The organism is Caulobacter sp. GW821-FHT09B11, assembly GCF_059418205.1.
Genome location: NZ_JBWKPK010000003.1, coordinates 96,266 through 113,801, shown reverse-complemented (window position 1 = coordinate 113,801; position 17,536 = coordinate 96,266). Strand labels below are relative to the sequence as shown.

Below are 17,536 nucleotides of genomic sequence, written 5' to 3'. Positions count from 1 at the left end.
AGGGCGGGAATGACGGGAGAATAAGAGAAATTCACGCCGCCACGCGGCCCTCGTCGTCGAGGCTGACGCCCAGCCGCGCCTTCAGTTCCCGCGCGCCTTCGGGTGTCAGACGTACGGCTCGGCCCTTGGCCTCCAGGGCCAGCCAGCCGCGATCCGTCATCGTCGACAGCAGCCTGACCCCCAGCCGTCCGGCCAGGTGGCCGTAGCAGCAGCGGGCCTCGCGCAGGGCGCGGGCCTTGGGCGAGCGCGGGACTTCCAGCGACCGCACCGGCGTGGCGATCGCCGACAACGCCTCGATGGCGTGGGCCACCTCGGCCGAGGCCAGGCGGTAGTAGCGATGACGGCCCTCGCGTTCGACCGCCAGCAGCCCGCCCTCGACCAGCTTGGACAGGTGGTTGCTGGCCGCCTGGGCGCTGACCCCGGCGGCCCAGGCCAGGGCGCCGGCGGGTTGGGCGCGGCCGTCCTGCAAGGCCTGCAGCATGGCGGCGCGGACCGGGTCGCCGATCAGGGCGGCGGGGGTGGCGATATTGGCGTCCATGCGTCCACTCTAGACCCATCGTCGGCGCGATGGTTCATCGGCGCGTGTAGCATTCCATCGTCGGATCGGCGCATCACCGGGGCCATGAGCGCACAGACCTCCCGCCTGCCGTGGATCACGGCCGCCGCCAGCTTCGGTTTCCTGGTCACCCAGCTGGACGTCACCATCGTCAATTTCGCCCTCGACGCGATCGGCGACGCCTTCGACGCGCCGACGGCCCAGCTGCAATGGGTGGTCGACGCCTATGTGCTGGCTCTGGCGGCCATGCTGCTGTCGGCCGGCGCGATCGGCGACCGGATCGGACCTCGGCGCGCCTTCCTGGCCGGGCTGATGTTGTTCGGCGTGGCTTCCGCCGCCTGCGGGTTCGCGACGAGCCCACTGGCCCTGATCCTGGCCCGCGTGGCGCAAGGCGCGGCCGGCGCGCTGCTGATCCCGCCGTCCCTGGCCCTGATCGCCCACGCCGCCCATGGCGACGACCGCCGGCGCGCGGCCGCGGTCGGCTGGTGGACGGCGGCCGGCGGCGTCTCGATCGCCGCCGGGCCGGTGCTGGGCGGACTGCTGGTCGAGACGCTCGGCTGGCGCTGGGTGTTCTTCGTCAACCTGCCGCTCTGCGCGGCCGGCGTGGTCCTGACCCTGCTGGTCGCTCCGCCGAGCCCGCCCAAGCCCAAGGTCCCGTTCGACCTGGTCGGCCAGGCCCTGGCCGCGGCGGCCGTCACCCTGCTGATCGGCGGGCTGATCGAAGGCGGACACCGTGGCTGGGGCGGCGCGCCGCTGGCGGCCCTGGTCGCCGGCCTGATCCTGGCGCTGGCCTTCGTGCTGTTCGAGCGGCGGGCGGCCCATCCGGCCATGCCGTTGTCGGTCTTCCGCCGTCGTCCCGCCTGGAGCGCGGTGGTCGTCGGCTCGGCCCTGAACTTCACCTATTACGGCCTGATCTTCGTGCTGGGCCTCTACATGCTGCGGGCGCTGCACTGGACACCGGGCAAGGCGGGCCTGGCCTTCCTGCCGCTGACGGCGACCTTTATCGTCTCCAACCTAGCGAGCGGATCCCTGGTCGGACGCTTCGGGGCCAAGGCCGTCACCAGCGTCGGGGTGCTGGTCGCCGCCTGCGGCTACGCCCTGACCGCGCGGCTGGGGCAGGACAGCGGCCTCTTGGAAATGCTGCCCGGTTTCGCCTTGATCCCCGGCGGCATGGGCCTGGCGATCCCCGCCCTGACCAGCGGCCTGCTGGCCGGCGTCGACCGCCACGACGCCGGCGCGGCCTCGGGCGTGCTCAACGCCTGCCGACAGGTCGGCGGCGCGGCCGGGGTGGCGATCTTCGGCGCGCTGGCCGGGGCGGGGATCGTGAGCGGCTTGAAGGCCTCGGCGATCGTGTCGGCGGCGATGCTGGTCGTCGCGGCGGGCGTGCTGCTGGCGCCGGCGCGGAAGACATAGCGACGTCTTTCTTTCTCCCGTGATTCCCGCCCTTGTGGCGGGAACCCCTCTGTCAGCCGCAGGGGCAGTAGAGGCGGATCGCTGGCGATCCGCTTGCGCCTCACATGCGAGCGGAACCAGGGGTTCCCGCCACAAGGGCGGGAATGACGGGAGTATTTTTAGATTTAAGCCGCCGCGTAGTCGTACTTCAGGTCGAAGGCTCCGTCCGACTTCAGCGAGAACACCGCCTTCGACCACGGCTCGTGGGCGCTGGAGGCGGTGAGGCGGTGCAGGTTGCGCAGGGCCTTCGACACCGAATAGTCGAGCTTGCGCACGTCGAGGTCGGCCACCTCGCCGGCGGCCTTGGTGTAGTCGCCGGTCAGGCCCACCGAGCCGTCGATCACGTCGACATGCAGGCGGATCTCCGACCAGGGCTCGGCCACGCTGCCGGCCAGGGCCTGGCCGACATGGCGGTAGATGCCTTCGGGGGTGTCGATGTCGGCCATGGAATCCTCCGCGGCTCAGATTAGTCGTTGAAGAAGGTTCGGGTCGAGGGCTTGCCGTCGATGACGTACTCCACCCTGAACGCCTCGGGTCGCTTGGAGGCGCCGTCGAACACCGCCTTGATGTCGACGTCGACGCTCTTGCTGTCCTTCAGGGCGGCGGCCCACTCGTTCTCCATGGTCTTCCAGCCGCTCTTGTTCAGCGTGCCGTCCATGGCGTGGTAGTTGATCTGCTCGCCGGGGCCGTTGAAGATCGCCGCGATCAGGTGGCCGCCCTCGTCGCTCTCGACCCCGTCCTTGATCCCGCCTTCCTGGCCCGCCTTGGTCTGCTGGTAGCCGTTGCGGTCGGCGTGCTTGAGGTCGAGCGTGCCCGTCACCTGCTCGACCCGGCCCTTGGCGTCGGTGTGATAGGTGTAGCGGCCGCTGACCACGTAATCTGTGTTGGGCGCCAGTTCGCCGTTCAGCTTGGCGTTCCAGCCGCCCTTGGCGCCTTGCTCCAGCTCGACGCGCGGGCGGGCGCTCAGCGCCTCGTCCAGCTTGCGGCTGGCGGTCTCCAGGGTGTTGCGGGCGCTTTCGGGCAGCTTGTCCAGCGGCAGGGCGTCGATGGCGCCCTTCAGCTTCTCCAGCGCCGGCCTGGCGGCCGCGGCGAAGGCGCTGTCGACCTTGGCGAGATCCGCGGCCTTGCTCACCGTCTCGGCCCACTTGCCGAGCTTGCCCAGTTTCGCCGCGTCGCCGATGTACGGGATCATGCTGACGGCCGACAGGCCCGCGCCCAGGAAGTCGCACCGGAACAGCGAGATGACGCCGTTGGCGCCGTCCGAGATCGGGGTCGGGTCGAACAGGCCCGCGACGTCCAGCGCCATCTGGCCCAGGTCGAGCATCAGCTCCTGCTTCTGGGCGGCGCTGGCCGCGTCCAGGTCGTCGGCCAGCCGCTTCTGGTCGGTCGGCGACAGGTCGGCCTCGATCTCCGCCCGCAGGCTCTGGGCCTTGGCGGGATCGGATTTGGCGATCTCGGAAAGCTGGCCGGCCAGCTCGCTGGTGTTCAGCTGGCCGCCGGTGCGGCTGGCGGCGACCAGGCTGGAGGCCTCGCTCGCGGCGCCGGCCGCGCTCGACGCGGCGCGGCTGGAGGCTCCGAGGGACTCGGCTGCGTTCAGGGCGGACATGCGGGGCCTCCGTTGCGCCTTGGTGGCCAACGATGGCGGCGGGGAGGGGCGTCCGGATAGCTGGGAGCGTCCCTAGCTAGGGATGTCCCTAGTTATGCAGCGGACGGGGGAGGGCTAGCGTCCCCGGCAGGAAAGCGTCCGTACCAGGAGTTGCCGATGACCGCCGTGTCCCTCAACACCCAGTCATCCGTGTCCGGCGCGGGCGGCGGGCGGTCCGACGACTATGTCGTCAAGTCCGGCGACACCCTGTCGGGGATCGCCGACAAGCACGGCGTCTCGCTGGACGCCCTGATCCGGGCCAATCCGCAGATCACCAATCCCAACGTCATCCGACCGGGTCAGACCGTGACCCTTCCGCAGGGCGCAGCCGCGGAGCCGCGGAGCTACGAGGTCGCGGCCGGCGACAACCTCTCCAGCATCGGCGCCCAGTTCGGGGTCTCATGGCAGGCGATCGCCCAGGCCAACCATCTGGCCAACCCCAACCTGATCCATGTCGGCCAGGCCTTGCAGATACCGGGGGGAGGGACGGCGGCGCGTCCGATCCCGCAGACGACCGAGACGACGCCATCGACCACGACCGGCCAGGCGACCGGCGTCCTGCCGTCGACCGAGGGGCTGAGCCAGGCCCAGAAGTACGACCTCTACGCCGGTTACGTGAACGCCTATGGAGACGCCCAGGCCAAGGCCGATCTGGCCGCCGGCAAGCAGGTGATCCTGGGCCTGCGCACCGAGACCAGCCTGAACACGAACGGCGGCAAGGGCGCCTATGATGACCGGGTCGTCGTGCTGCAGCAGGGGAAGGTCCAGGAATACGCCGCCAACACCGAGCCCTCGGCCCAGTACGACGGCCGCTACGGCGCCGACTTCAACGGCGACGGCCGCAAGGAACTGGGCCGCATCGCCGAGGGCACGGTGACCTTCCAGAAGAGCACCAGCTCGACCCTGGGGAACGTGCTTCGCCCGACCGAAAGCCATGCCGTCCAGCGCGACACCAACCACGACGGCCTGATCGACGCCAAGGACGGCAAGGGAACCGGCGTCAGCACTGACAACTCGTTCCTGTTCCACGCCGGCGGCAACACCAACACCGGCTCGGCGGGCTGCCAGACCCTCAAGCCCGGCGACTTCCAGTCGTTCTGGAACGGCTTGGGCGACCAGAAGAGCTTCAACTACGTGCTCGTGAACGTCGACCGCCAAGGACCGCCCGGCGGCGCGACGACCACGACGCCGGCCGATGTCTCCGGCGACGCTCGCATCGGCGCCCTGTCGGAGCAGTACGAGACCGGCGGGCGCGGTCCCGGCACGGTGTCGAGCGGGGCGGGCGATCCGGGCGGCGTCTCCTACGGCACCTACCAGCTGGCCGGCAATCGCGGCCGGCCGCAGGAGTTCCTCGCCGCCGAGGGCCGCCAGTGGGCCGCCGAGTTCGGCGGCGCCAGCCCCGGTTCTGCCAGCTTCACGGCCACGTGGAAGGCGATTGCCGCCCGCGAGCCCGAAAAGTTCGAGGCCGCCCAGCACGACTACATCCAGCGTACGCACTACCAGGTGCAGCTAGACAAGGTGAAGACCGACACGGGCGTGGATCTGTCGACCCGCTCGGCGGCGATCCGCGACGTCGTCTGGTCCACCTCGGTGCAGCACGGGCCGGAGACCGGCGCGGTGGTCAAGGCCATGGCGCGGGTGGAAGGGCAGGGGCTCACCCCGGCCGACGGCCAGACCTATGACCGCGCCCTGATCAACGCCATCTACGACGAGCGCGGCAAGCGCGACGCCAGCGGGGCGCTGGCCTACTTCACCAGCGCCTCGGCCGACGTCCAGGCCTCGGTCGCCAACCGTTTCGCCAGCGAACGCCGGGACGCCCTGGCCATGCTGGGCCGATGAGACCGCCGCGGCGGGCCGGCGTTGATCCGCCAGGCCCGTTCCGGATGACCCCGACGATGAAGCTTGCTCCCCCAACCCTCATCGCCCTCGCGCTGGCCTTCGCCGGTTGTGAGCGACCGGCGGCGGCCGTCCCCCCCCTACCCATGGCCGCCGCCGGCACCGCTGACGCATCCGACGCGTCGGCGGCTGGGGCGTATCTGATGAGCGGCCAGCGTCGCGGTCGGCTGACCCTGACGCCCAAGGGCGAGGTCTGGCGGATCAGCCTGTCGGGCGGGGCGATCGCCGACGGCGCGTCCACGGCGGCCGACTGCCAGCTCGAGGCAGAGGGGACGCTGAAGGACGGCCGCATCGACGCTCAGGTCGTGCCTTTCGACGGGGCCAACATCTCGCTCACCGCCGCCGACCTGGCTGCGCGGCCGGCCACGGCGAGCGTGGCGCTGAACGGGGAGACCGCGACCGTGACCACCGATTTCAAGGGCTGCGGCGCCGGCGCGGATCTCTCAGGCCGCTATGTGCGCCCGGCGTCGGGCGCGATCGCGCAGGGCGCCATTTCTCAGGGGGCGAGCGTGGCCGACCTGTCGGCGGCGCTGCCCGACGCGCGGTTGATGATCCTGGAGGGCTATCCCTGGGCGCGGTTCGCGATCGCGCGCGGCGGCAAGCGGCTGGCGGTGGTGCAGTTCGACGGCGAGAACGAGGAACTGGCCGACGGCCGCAACAGCCAGCAGGCGATCGGTTCGGAGGTGGGCTGGAGCGCGCTGAAGCCCGGCCTGCGGGTGGTCAAGGTCGAGGGAGGCGCGTCGTGATCCGCCCCGTAGAGCGCGCCTCGGGAGTCGATCTCTCCTCTTCGACCCCCTCCACCACGGCCGCCCGCGCCGGCGCGGCCCGGCTGGCGCTCGAGGCGATGGCCACCATCGCCGGCGCGGCGGTGGTCGATCCCCTGCGCGGCGGCGATCGCGGCCAGGCCGCCGCCTTCGTCTGGGCCGAGCATGGCCAGCCCGGCGCCGCCAGCGTCGGCGGCGACCTGCGGACCCTGGCGGCCCAGAGCGGCCAGTCGGTGGCCGGCCGTTTGTCGGCGACCTCGCCGGTCGACGCCGGCCGCATCGAACGCGTGCTGGCCGACTTCGCCCGCGAACTGCGCGCCCAGGCCGCCGACCGGCCGCACATGACGCCCTCGGGCCTGGTCGAGCCCCTGATCCGCTCGCTCGCCGCCGGCCTGCAGCGCGAGCCCGCGCCCGGGACCGCGCGCAGCGACGCCGTCGAGCAGTTCGTGCGGATCGTCGAAGGCGCGACGGAGAGCCTGCGGGCGGCGGGTTAGGTCACCTCGATTGGCATTACTTCAGCCGTCATCCCGGCCGAAGGTCCGCGCAGCGGACCGTAGAGCCGGGACCCAGGGGCCGCCTCACTGCGCTTGGCCCCTGGGTCCCGGATAAGCCCTTCGGGCTTTCCGGGATGACGAATGAATAGAGCGCCGGGGCCGGGTCCTACCGCGGATCCGCCCGCAGGGCCGGCTGGTCGACGGGACTCGGGAAGGCCGCGGCCCAGTCCAGCGGGGCCGGCGGGGTGTTAAGGCGGCGGCCGGGCGAGAGCACGGCGTCGAAATGCGACTGGGCCTGGATGCTGCTCATCCGCTGGTCCTGGCCGTTCTCGCGGGCGTCCTCGACCTGGCGTTCGGAGCGGGTCTCCACCGCGCCGTCGGCGGCGACGTCGACCACGCCTACGGCCGTATCCACCGTCCCGCCCACCAGCGAGCCGGCGGTGTCGCCGACCAGGCCCAGCAGACCCTTGTCGGCCAGGGCGCCTTGCAGCGCGCCGCGCCGGGCGGGCGGCAGGCGGTCCAGGCGCTGGGCGAAGGCTTCGCCGCCGGCGGCCCGGGCTTCTTCCACGAGGCCCTGCGAGACCTCGCCGGTCGCCTCGAAGCGGTCGATCTCGCGGTCCAGCCGGTCGGGGCCGGCGCCCGAGGAGGCGGAGGTGGAGGAACTGGTCGAGACGGGGGCGACGGTCATCGAAGGAGGCTCCTCTAGCGCCGCTGCACGAGGCCGCGGTCGGTCAGGGTCAGGGTGCGCAGATCGACGCCCATCTCGTTCTTGAAGCGGGCCACGGCCGCGTCGCCCAACTGCTGCTGGGCGCGCTGATCGCCGCGCTTCATGGCGTCGACATAGGCGGCCTGCTGGATCAGGAAGTTCAGCATCAGCACCTCGGAGAACTCCTGGCGCTGGCCCTCGTTGAGGTTGGAATAGGCCGGGTTGGCGGCGATCATCGGCCGGACCTGCTCGCGCACCGCCAGGGTCTGGGCGCGGTTGTTGTCGCCGCGGTTGGCCATCACCCAGTTCAGCACCCAGTAGGCGGCCAGGGCGTCGGCGCTGTCGCCGGGGCGCAGGCCGTCGGAGGCCACCAGCTGGCTCCAGTTGCGCACCGGGTCGGTGCGGCGCATGGCGTCGGCCACCTGGCGGCCGCCGTCGGCGCCGGCCTGTCTGGCCATGAATTCGGAGAACTGCTTCTGCACCCGCGCGCTGACGGCCGGCGAGGCGCGATAGGTGGTCGGGGTGGTCCCGCGCGTCGCCTGGCGGGCGGTCGCCGCCGCGCCGGCCTGCGGGAACAGCGGCCGGGCGCCGGCCGCGACGCCGTTGCGCCCCGGATTGCCGCCGCCGCGCCCGAAGGCCCGGTCGTTGGACTGCAGGACGTTCTTGAACACCTGGGTGTTGAACTGCGGGGTGACCATGTCGAGCTGGGCGAAGGCGGGACCCTGAAGGCCCAGGCCGGCTGCGGCGACGATGGCGGCGAAAGTGCGAACTCGCATGCTGCGCTTCCTTTTTTACCCCTGAAACGTGAAGTCGCGGGCGCCGTTGAACGGCGCCCGCGTGCTCCACAACGCTCGGTCGTACTATTGTTTCCGGGCGATACCCGCGATGGCTTCGCCGATGGTCTTCAGCGAGGTGTTGAGGGCGTTGCTCATGATGTTCGCCTCCTGACCGTAGGCGGTCATCTTGGCGCTCATCTCGGTGACCTTCGACTCGTCCTTGTTGGACTTGGCGTTGTCGATCTCCTTGGCGATGTCGAGCATGTCGTTCATCTTGTTGTCGACCGCCGTGCCGAGCGCGATGGCCAGCTTCACCAGGAAGCTCTCGCCGCCGCCGGCCGCCGCCAGGGCGCTGGCGCCCTTGCCGCGCTTGGAGCCTTCGGCGTCCGAACCGGCCTGCAGCTCTTCCTGGGCGTTCTTCACGATCCAGTCCACCGCGTCGAAGGTGTCGCGCTGGGCCTGGCCGGCCTGGAAGTTGTCGAAGCCCGCGGCGTTGCTGAAGCCCTGGACGGCCTCGCTGACGTTCTGGGCCGCGCCGCCCGGATCGCCGGCGGCGCTATGGAAGGCCGCCTGGGCCAGGTCGATGGCGCCTTGCGGCAGGCCCAGCTGTTGGCCCAGCTGCTGCAGGACCTGGTCGCCGACCGCCGTCAGCACGCTCTTCAGAGCCGTGGTGACCAGCAGGGAGGCCCCGCCGGTGGCGACGCCCAGGGCGCCTTGCAGCGCGATGTTGGCGATGCTGCTGAACAGGTTGCCGCCGCCGCCGATACCCAGGAAAGACATGTGATGCTCCTTCGATTTCCGTCTGCTCGGAGGGCCTTGGGAGCGTCGCTCCGTCGCCCGGCAAATCGAGACAACCACCTCGCCGCGGCGGTCAGTAGTCGGGTCGTTCCCTAGCTAGGGTTTTCCCTATCAGCTGGCGCACCGCCGCCGCCGGGCGTGCGGCGCGCGTGCGGGCCTCGTCGCTCGCCCGCGCCTCGGCGGCGATCTCCTCGGGCGTGCGGGCGCGGCGATCCAGCACCGTGATCTGGCCGGCCGTCACCCCCAGCAGGAACACCTCGTCGCGATAGGCTACCAGGGTCAGCCGCTCGCGCTGGCCCACGGGCAGGGCGCGCAGGTAGCGGATCTGGTCGTCGGTCGCCGGCCCCGCCTGCACCTGCTTGAGCAGCTTCAGCGAGAAGAAGGCCAGGCCCAGCACGATGGCCAGGGCCAGGGCGACGGTCAGCAGGTCGAGTACGGCGCTCAAGCTGTGGCTCCAGGCTAGGGTAGGGGCGGGAAGGTGGGACCGGGCGGCGGCTGGTCGCCCGGCGAATCTTGTGCGTCCGCCTGGACCTGCTCGTCCTTGAGCCGGCGCGCCCAGAGGATCACCTCGGCGACGGCGGCGAACAGGTCCTGCGGGATGATGTCGTCGACGGCGGCCTTGTCGCGCAGGGCGCGGGCCAGCTCGACGTTGCGGATGATCGGCACGCCCTCGGTTTCGGCCGCCTCGCGCATGGCCTGGGCGATCAGCCCCTCGCCCTTGCCCAGCAGCACCGGCACGGCGTGCTCGGCCGGGTCGTAGGCCAGGGCGCAGGCGATGTGGGTCGGGTTGACCACCAGCACCGAGGCGTCGCGCGCGGCCTGCACCGCGTTCTGCTGCGCCCACTCCTGGTGCAGCTGCCGGCGGTGGGCCTTCACGTGCGGGTCGCCCTCGGAATCCTTGGCTTCCTGGCGGATGTCGCGCCGGCTCATGCGCATCTTCTTGGTGAAGGAAAAGCGCTGGTAGGCCAGGTCCAGCAGCGACACGAAGACGAACAGCACCGCCGTTCCCGCCAGCAGCTGGAAGGTCAGGCCGCCATAGGCCGACAGCGCCCCGTCGGCCTCGCTGGCGGGTAGGGCCAGCAGTTTGTCGAACGTCATCGCCACGACGATCCAGGTGAACACGCCCAGCAGCAGGGTCTTGGCCAGCGACTTGGCCACCTCGAACAGGTTGTCGACGCTGAACATCCGCTTGAGCCCCTCGCCGGGGTTCATGTGCGACATCTTCGGGCTCATCTTCTCGAAGGTGAAGACCGGCCCGACCTGTCCGAACTCGGCCAGCATGCCCAGGATCGCCACGGGGATGAAGGTGACGGCCGTCAGGGCCACGAACACCTTGCCGCTGGCGGCCGCCGCGATCGGCCAGGCCTCGGCGAACGGGCGGTCCATGACCGCGAACACCTCGTCGAACAGGCCGCCCAGCCGGTCGAAGGCCCAGCCCGCCGTCATCGCCCCCAACAGCACCCAGGCGCCGAGCACGATGGTCGAGGTCAGGTCCTTGCTCTTGGGAACGTCGCCCTTCTTGCGGGCGTCGGTCAGGCGCTTGGGTGTCGGTTTCTCTGTCTTGTCCCCGCCGTCGTTCTTTTCAGCCATAGCGTGTGTCTGTCGACGATCGTGACCAAACCAACCGGCGCCGAAGGACCGGCAAAGCCGACAAGCGCGCCAAAAATGGCCAAAAAGAGGCGAGCTTAGCCATAGTAGTTCTTAAGCTGAGCCATAGAATATGATGCCTGTAAGGCAGTATACTGAGTATGAAAATTGTTTTAATTCCGTGGTTGACAGGATTGATACACGAAAGCTAGCTTTTGAACGGGTAGTATGCACAGGCGGGGCGCTGCATAGAGGGACAGATTTATGCGCAAGTTCCGCGTAGTGGCGTCGAGCGTGTGTTTAGTCTTATTTTGTTCAAGTCCAGTGTTCGCATATGAATGTGTGACCGCTGACGGCTTGAAATTCAGCAGCGCCCTTCCGATCAACGAAAAGTTTTCCCTGGCGCGCATAGATTGCGTCGCTGAAACACAACCGACAGGGGTGTCTGAACAGCTTCGGCTCTATGACGGACCCCAACTGGCCAGCGCCGTGATCTCGGCGGGACGCATCTCGCCGGCGCCGGTCGTGCTGGTCCGGGGCGCCTCCGGATCCACCCTCTACGCCCCGCTGGTGGCGGCCGCCGGCCGCGACTTCGACATCGATCCCGACCTGCTGCGCGCCGTGATGCACGTGGAGTCCCGCGCCAATCCGGGGGCGATCTCGCCCAAGGGCGCCCGGGGGCTGATGCAGATCATGCCGGCCACGGCCAAGCGCTTCGGGGTGCGCGACCCTGCCGTCGAGCTGGGCGATCCGATGGTCAACATCCGCACCGGCGCGGCCTATCTGAAGACCCTGCAGGGCCAGTTCGGCAACGACCTGGAGCTGGTGCTGGCGGCCTACAACGCCGGCGAGGGCGCGGTCATGAAGTACGGCCGCAAGATCCCGCCCTATCGCGAGACGCAGGGCTACGTGTCCAGCGTGCTCGACCGGTATCGCGGCCTGGTTTCGGCGCGCGGCGGCTTCTGAGGACAGCCCCATGAGCGTCGAAACCTATCTCAAGCGCCTTCAGGGGCGGCCGCGCCAGGGAGTCGTCGCACGGTTCAGCGACCTGTTCCTGGTGGCCGGCGTCGTGGCCATCGTCGCCCTGATGATCCTGCCGATGCCGGCCCTGGCGCTCGACGCCCTGGTGGCGGTCAACATCTGCTTCGGCGTCATGCTGCTGCTGGTGGCGATCTACATCTCGACCATCGTCGAGTTCTCGGTGTTTCCGAGCCTGCTGCTGATCACCACGCTCTATCGGCTGGCCCTGTCGATCGCCACGACCCGGATGATCCTGATCGAGGGCCATGCCGGGCACATCATCGACACCTTCGGCAACATGGTCGCCGGCGGCAATCTGGTGGTCGGGCTGGTGGTGTTCCTGATCATCACCGTCGTGCAGTTCATCGTCATCGCCAAGGGCGCCGAGCGGGTGGCCGAGGTCGCCGCGCGCTTCAGCCTCGACGCCATGCCGGGCAAGCAGCTGTCGATCGACAGCGACCTGCGCTCGGGTATGATCGACAAGGACGAGGCCAAGCGCCGCCGGCGCGTGCTGGAGATGGAGAGCAAGCTCCACGGCAGCCTCGATGGCGCGATGAAGTTCGTCAAAGGCGACGCCATCGCCAGCATCATCATCGTGGTCATCAACCTCTTGGGCGGCCTGGCTATCGGCATGCTGCAGCAGGGCCTCGACTTCGGCTCGGCGATCCACAAGTACTCGATCCTGACCATCGGCGACGGCATGGTCACCCAGATCCCGGCGCTGCTGGGGGCCATGGCCGCCGGCCTGATCGTCACCCGCACCACCGACGAGGACAGCGAGACCCACCTGGGCGACGCCATGCGCCGGCAGTTTTCGGCCAAGCCCCGGGTGTTCCTGGTGGCTGGCGGCATCTGCTGGCTGATGGCCCTGGTGCCCGGCTTCCCGGCGGTGATCTTCCTGCTGCTGGGCGGCGCGGCCATGATCACCGGCGCCCTGGTCGACGTCGACATGCGCGCGCGCCTGACCCGCAAGCTCGCGCCGGCCCGCGCCGCCGCCGACGAGGCCAAGGCCTCGCCCGCCGCCGCCCGCACCAAGATCCAGGAAGCCCAGCCGGTGGTGCCGCTGCTGCTCGAGCTCGACGGCGACAACGCCCGCCGCCACGAGAGCGCTGTCCTGACCCGTGGCCTGGAGGAGGTGCTGGAGGAGTTCGAGCTGCGCCTGGGCGTGGCCCTGCCCCGCGCCTCGTTCCACTACGGCGAGGGTTCTGGCGCTCCCCGCTGGCGGCTGCTGGCTTTCGAGGCCCCGATCGGCGCGGGCGATCTGGTTCATCCGGCGGACCTCTCCGAGCTTCAGGACGCCGTGCGCCAGGCCCTGCGCCGGAACGCCGGCCTGTTCGTGGGCATCCAGGAGGCCAGTAACCTGCTGACCCGCGCCGGCGCCGACTATCCCGAGGTGGTCAAGGAAGCCGCCCGCGCCCTGCCTCTGGCCCGCATCGCCGAGGTTATGCGCCGCCTGGCCGAGGAAGAGGTGCCGCTGCGCAACCAGCGCGACATCCTCGAGGCCCTGGCCGACGCCGGTCAGCGCGAGAAGGACCCGTTCGCCCTCACCGAGTTCGCCCGCGTCGCCCTGCGCCGCCAGATCAGCCACCGCTACGCCCCCGACGGCGCCCTCAGCGCCGTGGTGCTGGAGCCGCCGCTGGAGCAGCACCTGCGCGAAGCCATCCGCACCGGCGCCGGCGCCCAGCAGCTGGCTCTCGACCCCGACATGGCCCGCCGCGTCACCGACGCGATCCTGGCCAAGGTCGACGAGAGCGGCGCGGCCGTCGTCCTGGCCGCCATCGACCTGCGCCGGCACGTGCGCAAGCTGGTCGAGGCCCGCCGCTTCGACCTCGGCGTCCTGTCGTTCCACGAACTCCTGCCGACCCTGAAGCTCGACGTGGCCGGCCGCGTGGCCTTCCCGCGCGAGCCGCTGACCGTCGTGCCCAACGATCCCGAACCGCCGCCGCCCGCTTCGGCGGCCGCCTGAACCCGGAGACAGAATGTCCCTTCAGAAGGATAGACCCAGCGTTCGCCGCGCCGCCCGGATGGGCGTTGCCGCGGCGGTCGCCGCCGCCCTGGCCGCCACCGCGCCCCAGGTTCGCGCCGGCGAGGTCCCGCTGGGCGGCCGCACCATCGACCTGACCGCCCGCGAGCAGCCGATCGCCCAGTTCCTGCAGAACTTCTACAATCAGGTCGGCGTGCCGGTGATCGTCTCCTCGCAAGTGGCCGGCACGATCAACGGCGTGTTCCGCGGCCCGGCCGCCAAGATCGACGCCGACGTCTCCAAGGCCTTCGACCTCGTCACCTATTACGACGGCGGCGCGGCCTATGTTTACACCGCCGCCCAGCTTTCCAGCCGCAGCTTCCCGATCTCCGGCTCGGCCTCGCGCCGGGTCGACCGCGCCGCGCGGCAACTGGGTCTGCTGGACGGCCGCAACACCCTGCGCGCCACGGGCGACATGCTGGTGGCCACCGGTTCGCCGCGCTTCCTGCAGCAGGTGGACGAGCTGGCGCGGGGCGGCGTCCAGGCCGAGGCCGCGTCGCCGACCCTGCAGTACCGGGTCTTCTACCTGCGCTACGGCTGGGCCGACGACGTGAACCTGACGGTGGGCGCCAAGCAGGTGACCATCCCGGGCGTGGCCTCGATCATCCGCTCGCTGGTCAGCTCCGAGACCAACGAGCGCTCCGGCGCGGCCGCCCGCAGCGAAAGCGCCATCCCCGCCGCCGTCCAGGGCCTGCGCGGCCAGGGGCTGGCGACCTTGGGCACGCCCAATGCGGGCGGTTCGTTCTACGGCAATGAAGGGCAGGGGACCCTGGGCCAGCCGCTCGCCAACGAGCAGACCGGCGTCTACGCCCCGCCCAACCCCGTGCGTGTGCAGGCCGACAGTCGGCTCAACGCCATCATCGTCCGCGACGTCGCCGAGCGCATGTCGGCCTACGAGGAGCTGGTCCGCGCCCTCGATGTCGAGCCGCAGCTGCTCGAGGTCGAGGCGGCGATCATCGACATCGACACCACCAAGGCCCGGGATCTCGGGATCAACTGGCGCTTCGACGACGGCAACGGCGGCGTCCAGTTCGGCCGGGGTCCCAATGCACCGGCCGGCCTGGAGGACACCAACCTCACCCGGGGAAACACCTCGCCCAAGCCCTACCAGGGCCTGATCGCCTCGACGATCATCGGCAACGGCGACTATTTCGCCGCCCGCCTCAACGCCCTGGAGACCGAGGGCGTCGCCCGCGTCGTCTCGCGGCCGCAGATCGTCACCCTGTCGAACGTCGAGGCGGTGTTCGAGAACAGCCGCGACTTCTACGTCCGTCTGGCCGGCGAGCGCGACGTCGACCTCTTCAACGTCACCGCCGGCACCACCCTGCGCGTCACCCCGCACGTCACCCGCGACGCCGGCCAGACCCGCATCCGCATGCTGGTGACCATCGAGGACGGCTCGCTGACCAACGCCAGCGTCGACAACATCCCGGTGGTCCGCCGCGCGGCGCTCAACACCCAGGCCCTGATCGTCGAGGGGCAGAGCCTGCTGCTGGGCGGCATGACCGTGCAGTCCGACACCACCGGCTCGTCGAAGATCCCAGTGCTGGGCTCGATCCCGGTGCTGGGCAACCTCTTCAAGGTGCAGCAGCGCAGCAGCGGCCGCATCGAGCGGATGTTCCTGATCACCCCGCGCCTGGCCTCGATCGGCTCGCGATCGCCGTCGCCGGCGGGCGTGCGCTACGACGCGCCGGCCTCGGGCTTCGAGAACGCTCCGCTGCCCGCCGCGCCGGCCCTGCCCAGCGACCGCAAGCCCGTCAAGGGCGCGCGGCGCGGTCCCGCCCAGCCGCTGCCGCCGGCGCCGCCCCCCGTGGCGGCGCAGCCTGACGGCACGATGAAACCCATCCCCAATCCGAGCTAGGCCCATGACCCATCAAGCCCTGCCGCCCGAAGACACCACGGAAGACCTGGCGAAGGTCCGCGCCGCGACCCTCGTCCTCAAGGTGCTGTCCGGCCGCGTCGCCGGCGCCCTGCTGCCCATGCCGCCGGGCGATGCCGCCGAACTCGGCCACGGCTTCGACGCCGACATCGTCCTGCGCGACGCCAGCGCCAAGGGCATTCGCGTGCGGCTCACTGCAGGCGAGGAGGCCGCCGACATCGAGGTGCTGTCGGGCCAGGTCGAGATGCTCGGCCATCGTCTGGAGGCGCCGGCCCGCGCCGTGCTGCCCTGCTACGTGCCGCTGATCGTCGGCGACAACGCCCTGGCCCTGGGCGTCGAGGAGAGCCCCCGCTGGCGCGAGGCCGAGCGCCTGCTGAACGCCGCCGCGCCCGCCGAGGCCCCGCCGGCCGAGGAGGAGGGCGGACTGTTCGAGGACGGCCGCAGCCTGCTGCGGCGCACGCTGGATCGCGGCGTGCGGGTCGTCGTCGCCACGCCGCATCTGGTGCCGGTGCTGGTGTTCGGCGCGGCCCTGGCCTGCGTCACCTACGCCGTCGCCAACGTGCCCCGCTTCGGCGGCCAGGAGGCCAGCCCCTCCAAGCTCCACGCCCTGCTGCGCCAGGAGGGCTACGGCGCCCTGGCCGTGCGGCCCGAGGAGAACGGCAAGCTGGTCATCGCCGGCGTGCTCAATCGCGACGCCGAGAAGGCCCGCCTGACCCGTCTGGTCAGCAACCGCGATCTGCCGGCCAGGGTCGAGGTCGTGACCAGCGAAAGCCTGGCCCAGAACGTCGAGGACGTCTTCCAGGCCAACGGCCTGGCCGCCACCGCCCGCCCCAACGGCCTGGCCCGCGTGCAGGTGCAGGTCACCGGCCCGGCCCAGGACGTGGACAAGGTCGAGAAGATCGCCCTGCACGACGTCAAGGGCCTGCGCGCCCTCGACGTCGAGCGGGCCGGCGGCGGCGATCGCCTGGGCCAGGTGTTCGACCAGGGTCCCGGCAAGCGCGTGGTGGCGGTGGTCGGCGGCGAGGCCGGCTACGTCGCCACCGCCGACGGCGCCCGCTACTTCGCCGGCTCGATGCTGCCCACGGGCGACCGCATCATCGGCGTCGAGAGCCAGGCCGTGCTGGTCGAGAAGGGCGGCGAGACCACCCGCCTGATGTTCTGAGAGCGAGCAAAGCAACCCGATAGAATTCAAGGAGAAGCGACGATGACCGACACGATTTCGAACTACGCGACCATGTCCGTGGCCTCCAGCCTCCAGGGCTCCAACACCAAGAACCGCCCGGGCAGCTGGTTCGAGGCCATGGCCCACGCCTGGGGCCAGGTGCTCGACTCCCAGGCCGTGCGCATCACCGAGCTGTCCGACCAGGTCGGCACGGGCGGCGACGACAAGCCCTCGGTCATGGCCATGCTGACGGCCGAAAGCCTGCGCATGAACTTCATGGCCAATTCGGAAAGCACCTCGGTCGACAGCGTCGGCCGCGCCCTCGAAACCATGGCCCGCAAGAACTAAGCGGCCTCTTCAGCGGAGAGGACGCCCATGTCCTTCGACCCCATATCGGCGGCCGCCCTGGCCGTCCCCCAGGAAGCATCGCCCCAGGTCGCCCAGGTCGGCTACGGCGCCAGCCTGACCGACGCCGTCCAGTTCCAGAACGCCCTGCACACGGCCGGCGCGTCGGGCGTGTCCGGCCTGTCCGGTCCCGAAGCCCTGGCCCCGGCCATGAAGGGGATCTTCAACCAGCTGGAGTTCGTCAACGGCCAGGCCTCGAACCTGGCCGCCCACGCCAAGGCGGCCGAGGCCAAGGGCGCGGCGATCACGCCGGGCGAGATGATCGGCCTGACCGTCCAGTGCCACGAGTTCATGTTCAACTGCCAACTGACCTCGAACATCGCCAACCGCACGTCCGACGGCCTGCAGCAGCTCTTCCGGCAGCAGTCCTGAG

18 protein-coding genes are annotated in these 17,536 nt (G+C 70.5%); 10 read left to right on the top strand and 8 right to left on the bottom strand.

What is annotated here, in order from left to right; genetic code table 11:
* Nucleotides 1-31: 31 nt before the first annotated feature.
* Nucleotides 32-538: an ArsR/SmtB family transcription factor gene (locus tag AC07N1_RS02875; RefSeq protein ID WP_494670414.1), complete on the bottom strand. Its 507-nt coding sequence runs from the start codon at nt 536-538 to the stop codon at nt 32-34.
* Nucleotides 539-622: 84 nt separating this feature from the next.
* Here AC07N1_RS02875 and AC07N1_RS02870 point away from each other — a divergent pair, with 84 nt between their 5' ends.
* Nucleotides 623-1,969 (top strand): MFS transporter, encoded by a 1,347-nt coding sequence (locus AC07N1_RS02870; RefSeq protein WP_494670413.1) that lies wholly within the window; start codon nt 623-625, stop codon nt 1,967-1,969.
* 164 nt (nt 1,970-2,133) lie between these two features.
* On the opposite strand, the gene AC07N1_RS02865 is transcribed toward AC07N1_RS02870, so the two are convergent.
* Complete coding sequence (locus tag AC07N1_RS02865; protein ID WP_494670412.1) at nt 2,134-2,454, bottom strand: antitoxin YezG family protein; 321 nt, start codon at nt 2,452-2,454, stop codon at nt 2,134-2,136.
* A gap of 20 nt (nt 2,455-2,474) precedes the next feature.
* Nucleotides 2,475-3,614 carry a DNA/RNA non-specific endonuclease gene (locus AC07N1_RS02860; RefSeq protein ID WP_494670411.1) on the bottom strand — a complete coding sequence of 380 codons (1,140 nt, stop codon included), beginning with the start codon at nt 3,612-3,614 and terminating at the stop codon, nt 2,475-2,477.
* 156 nt (nt 3,615-3,770) lie between these two features.
* Between AC07N1_RS02860 and AC07N1_RS02855 the strand changes: the two genes are divergently transcribed.
* From AC07N1_RS02855 to AC07N1_RS02845, 3 genes are all read left to right on the top strand, one after another.
* Complete coding sequence (locus tag AC07N1_RS02855; protein WP_494670410.1) at nt 3,771-5,492, top strand: LysM peptidoglycan-binding domain-containing protein; 1,722 nt, start codon at nt 3,771-3,773, stop codon at nt 5,490-5,492.
* 200 nt (nt 5,493-5,692) lie between these two features.
* Nucleotides 5,693-6,295, top strand: a complete 603-nt coding sequence (locus AC07N1_RS02850) for a hypothetical protein (RefSeq protein ID WP_494670409.1) — start codon at nt 5,693-5,695, stop codon at nt 6,293-6,295.
* The gene (locus AC07N1_RS02845; protein WP_494670408.1) at nt 6,292-6,807 is read left to right on the top strand and encodes a hypothetical protein; all 516 of its coding nucleotides are present in this window, start codon (nt 6,292-6,294) and stop codon (nt 6,805-6,807) included. Before AC07N1_RS02850 ends, AC07N1_RS02845 begins: the two co-directional genes overlap by 4 nt.
* A 166-nt stretch (nt 6,808-6,973) precedes the next feature.
* Here the strand turns inward: AC07N1_RS02845 and AC07N1_RS02840 are convergent, their stop codons facing one another.
* The 5 genes from AC07N1_RS02840 to sctU all read right to left on the bottom strand — a co-directional run bounded on the left by AC07N1_RS02840 (nt 6,974) and on the right by sctU (nt 10,677).
* Nucleotides 6,974-7,495 (bottom strand): hypothetical protein, encoded by a 522-nt coding sequence (locus tag AC07N1_RS02840; RefSeq protein WP_494670407.1) that lies wholly within the window; start codon nt 7,493-7,495, stop codon nt 6,974-6,976.
* A gap of 14 nt (nt 7,496-7,509) precedes the next feature.
* Nucleotides 7,510-8,289 carry a DUF6683 family protein gene (locus tag AC07N1_RS02835; RefSeq protein WP_494670406.1) on the bottom strand — a complete coding sequence of 260 codons (780 nt, stop codon included), beginning with the start codon at nt 8,287-8,289 and terminating at the stop codon, nt 7,510-7,512.
* Nucleotides 8,290-8,373: 84 nt separating this feature from the next.
* Entirely contained in the window at nt 8,374-9,069 is a 696-nt protein-coding gene (locus AC07N1_RS02830) for a hypothetical protein (protein WP_494670405.1), read from the bottom strand.
* Between the two features lie 91 nt (nt 9,070-9,160).
* Nucleotides 9,161-9,532: a FliO/MopB family protein gene (locus tag AC07N1_RS02825; protein WP_494670404.1), complete on the bottom strand. Its 372-nt coding sequence runs from the start codon at nt 9,530-9,532 to the stop codon at nt 9,161-9,163.
* 14 nt (nt 9,533-9,546) lie between these two features.
* Nucleotides 9,547-10,677, bottom strand: a complete 1,131-nt coding sequence (gene sctU / locus AC07N1_RS02820; RefSeq protein WP_494670403.1) for a type III secretion system export apparatus subunit SctU — start codon at nt 10,675-10,677, stop codon at nt 9,547-9,549.
* A 438-nt stretch (nt 10,678-11,115) separates the two neighbouring features.
* On the opposite strand from sctU, the gene AC07N1_RS02815 reads away from it, so the two are divergent.
* The 6 genes from AC07N1_RS02815 to AC07N1_RS02790 are packed head-to-tail and all read left to right on the top strand — an operon-like array spanning nt 11,116 to nt 17,535.
* Nucleotides 11,116-11,640: a lytic transglycosylase domain-containing protein gene (locus AC07N1_RS02815; RefSeq protein WP_494670402.1), complete on the top strand. Its 525-nt coding sequence runs from the start codon at nt 11,116-11,118 to the stop codon at nt 11,638-11,640.
* A gap of 10 nt (nt 11,641-11,650) precedes the next feature.
* Nucleotides 11,651-13,660 carry an FHIPEP family type III secretion protein gene (locus AC07N1_RS02810; protein WP_494670401.1) on the top strand — a complete coding sequence of 670 codons (2,010 nt, stop codon included), beginning with the start codon at nt 11,651-11,653 and terminating at the stop codon, nt 13,658-13,660.
* Between the two features lie 13 nt (nt 13,661-13,673).
* Nucleotides 13,674-15,578 carry a type III secretion system outer membrane ring subunit SctC gene (gene sctC, locus AC07N1_RS02805; protein ID WP_494670400.1) on the top strand — a complete coding sequence of 635 codons (1,905 nt, stop codon included), beginning with the start codon at nt 13,674-13,676 and terminating at the stop codon, nt 15,576-15,578.
* Nucleotides 15,579-15,582: 4 nt separating this feature from the next.
* Nucleotides 15,583-16,758 (top strand): SctD/MshK family protein, encoded by a 1,176-nt coding sequence (locus AC07N1_RS02800; protein WP_494670399.1) that lies wholly within the window; start codon nt 15,583-15,585, stop codon nt 16,756-16,758.
* Nucleotides 16,759-16,800: 42 nt separating this feature from the next.
* Entirely contained in the window at nt 16,801-17,106 is a 306-nt protein-coding gene (locus AC07N1_RS02795) for a hypothetical protein (RefSeq protein WP_492856830.1), read from the top strand.
* Nucleotides 17,107-17,133: 27 nt separating this feature from the next.
* Nucleotides 17,134-17,535, top strand: coding sequence for a hypothetical protein (locus tag AC07N1_RS02790; protein ID WP_494670398.1), 402 nt, complete (start codon nt 17,134-17,136; stop codon nt 17,533-17,535).
* Nucleotide 17,536 lies beyond the last annotated feature (1 nt).